This window comes from Burkholderia sp. KCJ3K979 (genome assembly GCF_016759955.1).
GTDB lineage: Bacteria > Pseudomonadota > Gammaproteobacteria > Burkholderiales > Burkholderiaceae > Burkholderia > Burkholderia orbicola.
Genome location: NZ_JACFYV010000268.1, coordinates 1 through 8,150 on the forward strand (window position 1 = coordinate 1; position 8,150 = coordinate 8,150).

The 8,150-nt window shown below is 66.9% G+C and carries 8 protein-coding genes; 3 read left to right on the forward strand and 5 right to left on the reverse strand.

What is annotated here, in order from left to right:
* The 3 genes from H3O04_RS31870 to H3O04_RS31880 all read left to right on the forward strand — a co-directional run.
* Positions 1-733 (forward strand): LysR substrate-binding domain-containing protein (locus H3O04_RS31870; RefSeq protein WP_237666510.1); only part of this gene is annotated, 733 nt, incomplete at its 5' end.
* Between the two features lie 240 nt (positions 734-973).
* Positions 974-1,642, forward strand: a complete 669-nt coding sequence (locus H3O04_RS31875) for a hypothetical protein (protein ID WP_006481034.1) — start codon at positions 974-976, stop codon at positions 1,640-1,642.
* Between the two features lie 57 nt (positions 1,643-1,699).
* The gene (locus tag H3O04_RS31880) at positions 1,700-2,164 is read left to right on the forward strand and encodes a hypothetical protein (protein ID WP_034175422.1); all 465 of its coding nucleotides are present in this window, start codon (positions 1,700-1,702) and stop codon (positions 2,162-2,164) included.
* A gap of 35 nt (positions 2,165-2,199) precedes the next feature.
* On the opposite strand, the gene H3O04_RS31885 is transcribed toward H3O04_RS31880, so the two are convergent.
* The 5 genes from H3O04_RS31885 to H3O04_RS31905 form a co-directional block, all read right to left on the reverse strand.
* Entirely contained in the window at positions 2,200-3,357 is a 1,158-nt protein-coding gene (locus tag H3O04_RS31885; RefSeq protein WP_237666511.1) for an acyltransferase family protein, read from the reverse strand.
* Between the two features lie 162 nt (positions 3,358-3,519).
* Positions 3,520-4,164, reverse strand: a complete 645-nt coding sequence (locus H3O04_RS31890; RefSeq protein WP_202589211.1) for a glutathione S-transferase family protein — start codon at positions 4,162-4,164, stop codon at positions 3,520-3,522.
* 103 nt (positions 4,165-4,267) lie between these two features.
* On the reverse strand, positions 4,268-5,440 hold the full coding sequence (locus H3O04_RS31895) for a porin (RefSeq protein ID WP_202589212.1): 1,173 nt from the start codon (positions 5,438-5,440) through the stop codon (positions 4,268-4,270).
* A gap of 176 nt (positions 5,441-5,616) precedes the next feature.
* A complete protein-coding gene (locus H3O04_RS31900) occupies positions 5,617-7,470 on the reverse strand; it encodes an ABC transporter ATP-binding protein (protein ID WP_202589213.1) in 1,854 nt (617 codons plus the stop codon).
* A gap of 90 nt (positions 7,471-7,560) precedes the next feature.
* A partial coding sequence (locus tag H3O04_RS31905; RefSeq protein WP_442862854.1) for an alpha/beta fold hydrolase occupies positions 7,561-8,150 on the reverse strand: 590 nt, incomplete at its 5' end.

Here is an 8,150-nt window from a genome sequence, read left to right on the forward strand (position 1 = left end):
GTTCGAACGGCATGCGCGCGGCGTGCGCCTGACGCCGGACGGGCAACGCTTCGTTGGCCGGATCGAGCAGGCGTTCGCGATCATCGACGGCGCGGCCGATCAGTGGCGCTCGCCGCGTACGCCGCGGCTGGTGCGGATGAGCGTGGTGCCCGCGTTTGCGCAGCTGTGGCTGCTGGAGCGGCAGCCCGCGCTCGAGAGCGAAGCGCCCGCGTTGCGCATCGAGCTCGGCATCGAGCTCCGCAACGTGGATATCGCCGGTGGCGAAGCCGATCTGTCGATCCGCTACGGGCGCGGCAACTGGCGTCGGCTGGAAACCCGTCCATTCATGCCGGAACGGCTGTATCCGGTCGCGCATCCGCGGCTCGCCGCGCAACTGGCCAGGATGCGTCGCGCAACGGGCGACGCCGCGCTGCTCGACATGCCGTTGCTGCACGATTCCGACGTGACCGGCTGGCGCACGTGGTTCGACGCGCTCGGCATTCCGTTCAAGCCGCGTGCGCAGGATCGCCGGTTCGAGGATTACAACCTCGTGCTGGCGGCGGCCGAAGCGGGGTTGGGCGTGGCGCTTGCGCGCACGCCGCTTGCGGATGCGTATCTGCGGCGCAGCGCACTCGTGCGCGTGAGCCGTCACGAGGTCGATTCACTGCTCAGCTATCACTTCGTGCATGCGAAGGGCGAGAATCGGCCGGAAGTCCTCGCGTTGATGGAGCGGATGGTGAAGGCGCTGGGGTAGCGCATGCCCGGCGGTTCGCGCAAGCGACCGCTTGGGCACTAGCACCAGCACCAGCACGCGCGTCGCGACTGCGGCCGGCCGCTCGCTCCCGGTTCGTTCGGTCGCGGCCGCCAAATCGTTACAATGCAGCCGCGGAAAACGGCGAGATCGCCGCAGTGAAGCGGAATCGAGCCTTTGCCCGATGGCAGGGCAATCACCAACCATTGCAGTACGGGTTCAAATTTGTACAAAAGGGAACCGATGAATAGACCAGACAAATCGTCGAAGGCGCGTGCGGCGCTGGATCAACTTTTTTCCGGCCTGGCGCCTGCGGACGCGAAGCGCGAATCGCCGCGTCCGGGCAATCCGTTCGCGACGGACGACGAGGTGTCGAGCGCATCCGGCGGTCGCGGCGGGGTGGAAGTCACGTTGTCGACCCGCATCCAGCTGCGCGGTTATCCGAGCGCCGACGCGTTCATGAAACGCATGGCCGAAGCGTGGGGCCTCGAGTGGGGCACGTACGACAGCATTCGTGCAGTGGCGACGCTGCCTGCCGGATGGCGCTCGCGCCGGTTGCCGGAAGTCACGCAGATCGTCGACGAACGCGACGTGCTGCGCGCCGAGAGCAGCCTGCAGGGCGGCGAGATGTCGTATCTGAAGGTGCATCCGCGCTACTACATCGATGCGCGCAAGCGTTTCGGCTGGAGCAAGTCGTCGAAGGCGTCCGACGATCCGGATCTCGACGGTCCCGACTGGAACTGCTTCGTGGTCGATCGGGAAAAGTCCGTCGAAGTGCACGAACTGACGACGTCGTCGTTGAAGGCCGACATGGACAATGCGCGGGCGACGCTGCTGAAATGGCTCGACGAGCACTATCCGAAACATCGCGACCCGTTTGCATACTGGTCGGACTGCGAAGGGGCGTCGTAAACCGGTTTGCACGGCGGTTCGCTCGATGCATCGACCGGCCCGCCATGAGGGCGATCATTGAAACGAGCGAGTGGGGTCCCGATTCTCTGGGCAGCGTTCGGCGCGGCGGTCGGATCGACCGTCATCGAGTTGCTGCTGTGGGCAATCGCCGGCGATGACGCCGTCCGGAATCTGTTGCGCGACGCGCGCCTCACGGCCGCGATCGTGATGGGGCGAAGCGTGCTCGGTGCCGGCGGCTTCGATCCGCTGGTCATGGGCGTGGCGACGCTCGTCCATGCGGCGCTTTCGCTGGTCTATGCGGCCGTGCTGGCACGGCTGGTCCGCAATCTGTCGCGCGTGGCCGCGCTGTTGGCGGGCGGCGCGTTCGGGCTTCTCCTGTACGGCGTGAACCTGTACGGATTCACGACGATTTTTCCGTGGTTCATCGCGGTGCGCGGCGCGATCACGCTGATCGCGCACCTGGTATTCGGGGTCACGGCAGCGGCTGTCTATGACGTCGCCCGGCGCGACGCCAGCCGCTGATATCGTGTACGAACGAGCGGCGCGAGCCGACGCGTCTACAGAATCGACGCGAACCGCGGCACGCGAAGCAGGAGGCCGGCAATCAGATAGCACGCGACGCAGGCGAGGCTACCGGTCACGGCGAATTTCAGGAACGGGGACGCCGGTACGTTTCGCCACGCGAGGGCGACCGCGACCAGCACGGGCGGATGGATGACGTAGATGGCGTACGCGCGTCGCGACAGCGGCCGCCACGTGCCCGTCAATATGTCGAAGCGCTGTTGAAAACGATCGACGAGAAACAGGATTGCGCCCCACGCGACCAGCGGCTCCCAGAATGCGTAGATGACGTCCTGCGGACGGCCGCGCCACGCAGGCACGTGCTTCGCGATCAGGTAGGCGACCGGCAGGACGGGCAACGCCATGAGCGCGATGCGTGACCAACGTCGGACCTGCGGTGCCGGCAGATGCTCGATCCAGTACGCGCGCGCCGTCCGGCAACCCGCTGCGTACAACACGACGTAGCTCGCGAAGTAGCCGAGCTGCAGCCCCCATACGTTGATACCTACCGGCCATCGCGACCGCAATGCCAGTGCCGCGATACCGGTGAGCAGTGCGGCGGCGGCCAGCGTCGTGTCGGAAGGGACGCGCGCGACGCGGTTCGTATCGCGCGCCACGGTGCGCGGGAAGACGATATGCAGCAGCGCCGCCGCCACGCTGAAAATCAGCAATGCCTCGGCGAACCACATCGGTCCGTTTTCGAACGTACCTTTTTGCCACAGATGTCGCAGCGTATCTGGAAACGGATGACCCGCGCCCGACTGAGCCAGAGCAATCGTCGCGGGGCCGATCAGGAAGCCGTAGATGAGCAACGGCAGGCCAAGCCGGAGAGACCGGTCGGCGAGGAAGCGGACGGCGCCCTTGCGCTCGATGGATGGCGGTGTGTAATAGCCCGCGAGGAAAAAGAACAGGCCCATGAAGAACGCCTGGTTGATCGCGCAGAAGAGCGTCAACAGCGCGGACGCCACCGACGGGCCTGCGGCCACCTCGTGGTAGTACCACCCGCCGACTGCCCCGTACGTGATCGCGCAATGGTGAAAGACCACCAGCAGCGTCAGGCAGGCCCGCAACGCGTCCAGCCCCGCGTTTCGATGCACGGCAACCGCGTTGTCCTTCCGAGAAGCGAACTCGACCGGAACGTCCTGGGCGCTCATCACCTTGCCTGCGTGGTTGGTCAGTCATGACCCGCTTGGCTACGATCGTCGTCGCGACGACGCATATGCATCCGGCGGGCGTACAGGTCGGCACGATACGCCGTTGTGCTTACAACCATCCAACAAGCCGCTCCGCTGCCGGCGCAACAGTCGATCAGTCGCTCAGCCGAGCTTGCCGCGCAGATCGTCGAACGGAATCATCACGTTCGTGCGATACGCGGGTCGCGCCTTCAGGCGTTCGTACCACGCCACGACATGCGGCACGTCGGGCCGCGCGATATCGAGCTCGAAATACCGGTAAAGGTGCGTGCCGGCCGCGATGTCGGCGAGCGTGATCGCGTCGCCCGCGAGAAACGGCTGCCCGGCCAGCACGGTATCGAGCACCCGGAAATACTGCGCGCATTGCGCGATGCTCCGCTCGACGCGGACGGTGTCGCGCTGCTCGGGCGGCGTGCGGTAGTAGTCGCGGAACACGCCGTTGAGGAATGCCGGCTGCAGCGTGGTTTGAGCCCAGTCCATCCAGCGGTCCGCCCGCGACTGCTCGGCGGGATCGTCGCGCCAGAAGCCGGGGCGTCCGTAACGCGCGGCGAGGTAGCGCAGGATGCTGTGCGATTCCCACACGACGGTACCGTCGTCGTCGATCACCGGGATGCGTCCGTGCGGGTTCATCGCGAGGAATTCGGGTGTATCGAGCACGCCGAACCGGCCGCCGGCCGGCACGTGGCGATGCGCGAGCGCGAGCTCGTCGACGAGCCACATCACTTTCTGGACATTGAATGCGTTGCGTCGTCCCCATACCGTCAGCATGCCGGGCTCCCTGTGTCGTGACGAACGTGAAGAGGGACAGTGTAAACGCGGCAGGCGCGCACCGCGGTGCGCGCCTGCCGGCGATCGTCGTGCAACGTGACGATCAGAACTTGTGGCGGATGCCGACGATCGCGAGTTCCTGCGTATCGGTGCCGGAATTCACGCCGTACGAGCCGACCGACGCGGCCGCTTTCACGGTCGCTCCGCTCGCGTCGAGCGTGTTGCCGCTCGCCTTCTGATAGCCGAACAGCGCATACAGGTCGGTGCGTTTCGACAGCGCGTAATCCGCGCCGAGGTTGACCTGGTTGTAGTGCGCGGAAGCCGGGCCCGTCAGCGACGTGTAGTTGTAGCCGACGCCCGCGCGCAGTGCCGGCGAGAACTGCCAGTTGAAGAATGCCGAGCCGTTGTTGAACTTCGCGTTCTGGCTGAATGCCGACAGCGTGTCCGCGCCGTACTGCGTGTTCGAATACGCGAGGCCGAAGGTCGCCGGCCCGGCCACGTACTGGCCGGCCACGCGCACGATCTGGAGCGACTTCGCGCTCGAGAAGCCCTGGTTGATCACGGTGTTGAACAGCGTGTCCGAGCTGCTCGACCACGTGCGCACGCCGTTCGCGACCGTCGTGCCGCCGTTCGCGTAGAAGTAGCCGGCGCCGAGCGACAGCGGGCCGTTCGCATAGCTCGCGCCGAAGCTGTACGTGCGGCCGCTGCCGGTCGCGCCCGCGACGCCGCCGAAGCCGTACAGCGCCTCGAACTGGAAGCCGGAGATCAGCGGGCTCGTGTATTTCACCGAGTTGCTGACGCGCAGGCTGTTGTCGTAGTTGTCGAGATCCCCCGGCGTCGCGAACACGCCGCCGAAGTAGTTGTCCTGCGTGAGGCCCTGCACGAGATCGACGATCGGGTCGTACTGGCGGCCGAGCGTCACGGTGCCGTAGGTGCTGCTCGCGAGGCCGACGACGGCCTTGCGGCCGAATTCGCGCCCGCCCTGGCCGAGCGCGCCGGTGCCGATGTTGAAGCCGTTCTCGAGCTGAAACAGCGCGGACAGGCCGCTGCCGAGATCCTCGATGCCGCGCAGCCCCCAGCGGCTGCCCGACAGGTTGCCGCTGCTGAACTTCACGAGGCTCGACGCGTTGCCGCCGTTCGCGTTCTGCGCGTTGTGGACGTATGCGATGCCCGCGTCGGCGATGCCGTACAGCGTGACGCTGCTTTGTGCGTGCGCGCCGGCGGCGACGAGCGCGGCCGGCAGGGCGAGCAGCGCGAATGAACGGATCTGTTTCATCGTTGGATTCCCCCGTTGGTCGATTGGTCTGACGAATCGATGAACGATACGGACCGCGCATCGTCAAGGGAACCAATAAATTGTCGGATCGTTATGAGGCGGGGCGGCGATGGATGCGCGCGCAACGGATCGACACGCGGCGCGCGGACATCCCGTGCATCGCGACAGGGCAGTGCCTATTGCGCCACGCTTTCCGCGTCCGCCGTCTCCCCGAGGAACCCGCCGCTCTGATGCGCCCACAGCGCCGCGTAAATGCCGCCCGCCTGCAGCAACTGCTGGTGCGTGCCTTCCTCGACGATGCGCCCTTCGTCGAGCACGATCAGCCGGTCCATCGCGGCGATCGTCGACAGCCGGTGCGCGATCGCGATCACCGTCTTGCCGCTCATCAGGGTGTCGAGGCTGCGCTGAATCGCGACCTCGACCTCGGAGTCGAGCGCGCTGGTCGCCTCGTCGAGCACGAGGATCGGTGCATCCTTGAGCATCACGCGCGCGATCGCGACGCGCTGCCGCTGGCCGCCCGACAGCTTCACGCCGCGCTCGCCGACTTCGACGTCGTAGCCGCTGCGGCCGTGGCGGTCGCGCAGCCGGCCGATGAACTCGGACGCCTCCGCGCGAACGGCCGCATCCTGCATCTCGCGCTCGGTCGCCTCGGGGCGGCCGTACAGCAGGTTCTCGCGCATCGTCCGGTGCAGCAGCGACGTATCCTGCGTGACCATCCCGATCGCGGCGCGCAGGCTGTCCTGCGTCACGTGCGCGATGTCCTGCCCGTCGATCCGGATCGAGCCGCCGCCCACGTCGTAGAAACGCAGCAGCAGGTTCACGAGCGTCGACTTGCCGGCGCCCGAGCGGCCGATCAGGCCGATTCGCTCGCCCGGGCGGATCGTCAGGTTCAGCCCGTCGAATACCGCGCGATCGTTGTCCTCGTGCGCGAACTGCACGTTGTCGAACACGATTTCGCCGCGCTGCACCGTGAGCGGCTTCGCATCGGGCGCGTCGACCACGCTGCGCACCTTCGTCAGCGTGTTGATGCCGTCCTGGATCGTGCCGACGTTCTCGAACAGCTCGGTCATTTCCCACATGATCCAGTGCGAGTAGCTCGACAAACGCAGCGCCATCGCGATCACGGCCGCGACGACGCCCGCGCTCGCCTCGTCGTGCATCCACAGATACAGCGCGAGCCCGGCCGAGCCGATCAGCAGCAGCGTCGACAACAGGTGGTTGACGATCTCGAACGCGCTGACGAGCCGCATCTGCGCGTCGCCGGTCGCCTTGAACGCTTCCATCGCGCGCCGCGCGTGATCGGCTTCGCGTCGCGTATGCGAGAACAGCTTCACGGTCGTGATGTTCGAATACGCGTCGGTGATGCGGCCCGTCATCAGCGCGCGGGCGTCGGCCTGCCGGCTGCCGACCGCGCCCAGGCGCGGCACGAAATACGCGCATGCCGCGCCGTAGCCGAGCGCCCACAGCGCGAGCGGAATCATCAGCCGCCAGTCGAAGCTGGCGGCGAGCACGAGGATGCCGATCAGGTAGGCGGTGACGCCGATCACGACGTCGACCGACATGAACAGCGCGTCGCGCACCGCGAGCGCGGTCTGCATGATCTTGGTCGTCACGCGACCCGCGAATTCGTTCGCGTAGAACGACAGGCTCTGGTCGAGCATCAGCCGGTGAAACAGCCAGCGCAACCGCATCGGGAAATTGATCGCGAGCACCTGGTGCTTGACCATCGTATGCAGCGCGATCAGCAGCGCGCTGCCGGCGAGGATCGCCGCGAAACCGGCGAGCGTGCCGAAGTGGCGGCCGCCGAATCCGGCCGGTGTCGACGACGACAGCCAGTCGACCACGTGCCCCATCATCGCGAACAGCGCGGCTTCGTACGCGGCCAGCGCGGCCGACGTCAGCGCGATCAGCAGAATCCAGCCGCGCGCACCTTTCGTGCACGCCCAGACGAACGAGAAGAATCCTTTCGGCGGCGTGACGGGATCTTCGAGCGGGAAAGTCGGCAGGCGCCGTTCAAACCACGAGTACATTGAAACCTCTCCTTGATGCGGTCGCGCGGGCGGGCGCGACCGATATTGCGTGATGCCTGTGACCTGCGCGGCGGCGCGCGGTGCGCGCGCTTACTGCGACCGGATCCACGCCTCGATCGGGCCGAGCGTGTCCGGCGCATAAGCGTGACGCCCGAGCGCCATGTACAGCCACGTCTTCCATTTCGGCCAGTCGGACTCGAGCTGATAGTCGAACCAGCGGGCGCGCAGCAACGCATGCGTCGCGCCCGGCACCACGACGACGTGCCGGTCGGCCCGCTTCCCGAATGCGTGCGCGTAAGCGTTCGCTTCGTCGGCCGCATCGACGTTGCGGTCCAGCGCGCCCCACACGGCCAGCACCGGCCCTTGCATCGTCGCCAGCGCCTGCGATGCGTCTTCCCGGTAGTTCAGCGCGATGAAACCGAAGCGGCGCGGCTCGATGTCCGGGCGCCGGGCCGGATCGGCCGGCACGTCCGCCCGGCCGAAGATTGCGTCGTTGCTGCGTCGCTCGGCGGCCAGTGTCGCATCGATTCGATCCGGCTGCAGGCCGGTTGCCTCGAGTTGCCGGCGCGTCAGGTAGGCGCCTTGGCGCCGCCAGCTGACGGCGCCGCCGAGCCCATGCACAAGATCGGCCTGCTCGGTTTCTCGCAGGGCGGCTGGGTGATTCCGCGCGTGGCGAATGC

Bases quoted from the DNA above. Each gene is read 5' to 3' on its own strand.
- H3O04_RS31875 (WP_006481034.1), top strand. From the start codon at position 974: ATGAATAGACCAGACAAATCGTCGAAGGCGCGTGCGGCGCTGGATCAA.
- H3O04_RS31895 (WP_202589212.1), bottom strand. From the start codon at position 5,440: ATGAAACAGATCCGTTCATTCGCGCTGCTCGCCCTGCCGGCCGCGCTC.
- H3O04_RS31900 (WP_202589213.1), bottom strand. From the start codon at position 7,470: ATGTACTCGTGGTTTGAACGGCGCCTGCCGACTTTCCCGCTCGAAGAT.
- H3O04_RS31890 (WP_202589211.1), bottom strand. From the start codon at position 4,164: ATGCTGACGGTATGGGGACGACGCAACGCATTCAATGTCCAGAAAGTG.
- H3O04_RS31885 (WP_237666511.1), bottom strand. From the start codon at position 3,357: ATGAGCGCCCAGGACGTTCCGGTCGAGTTCGCTTCTCGGAAGGACAAC.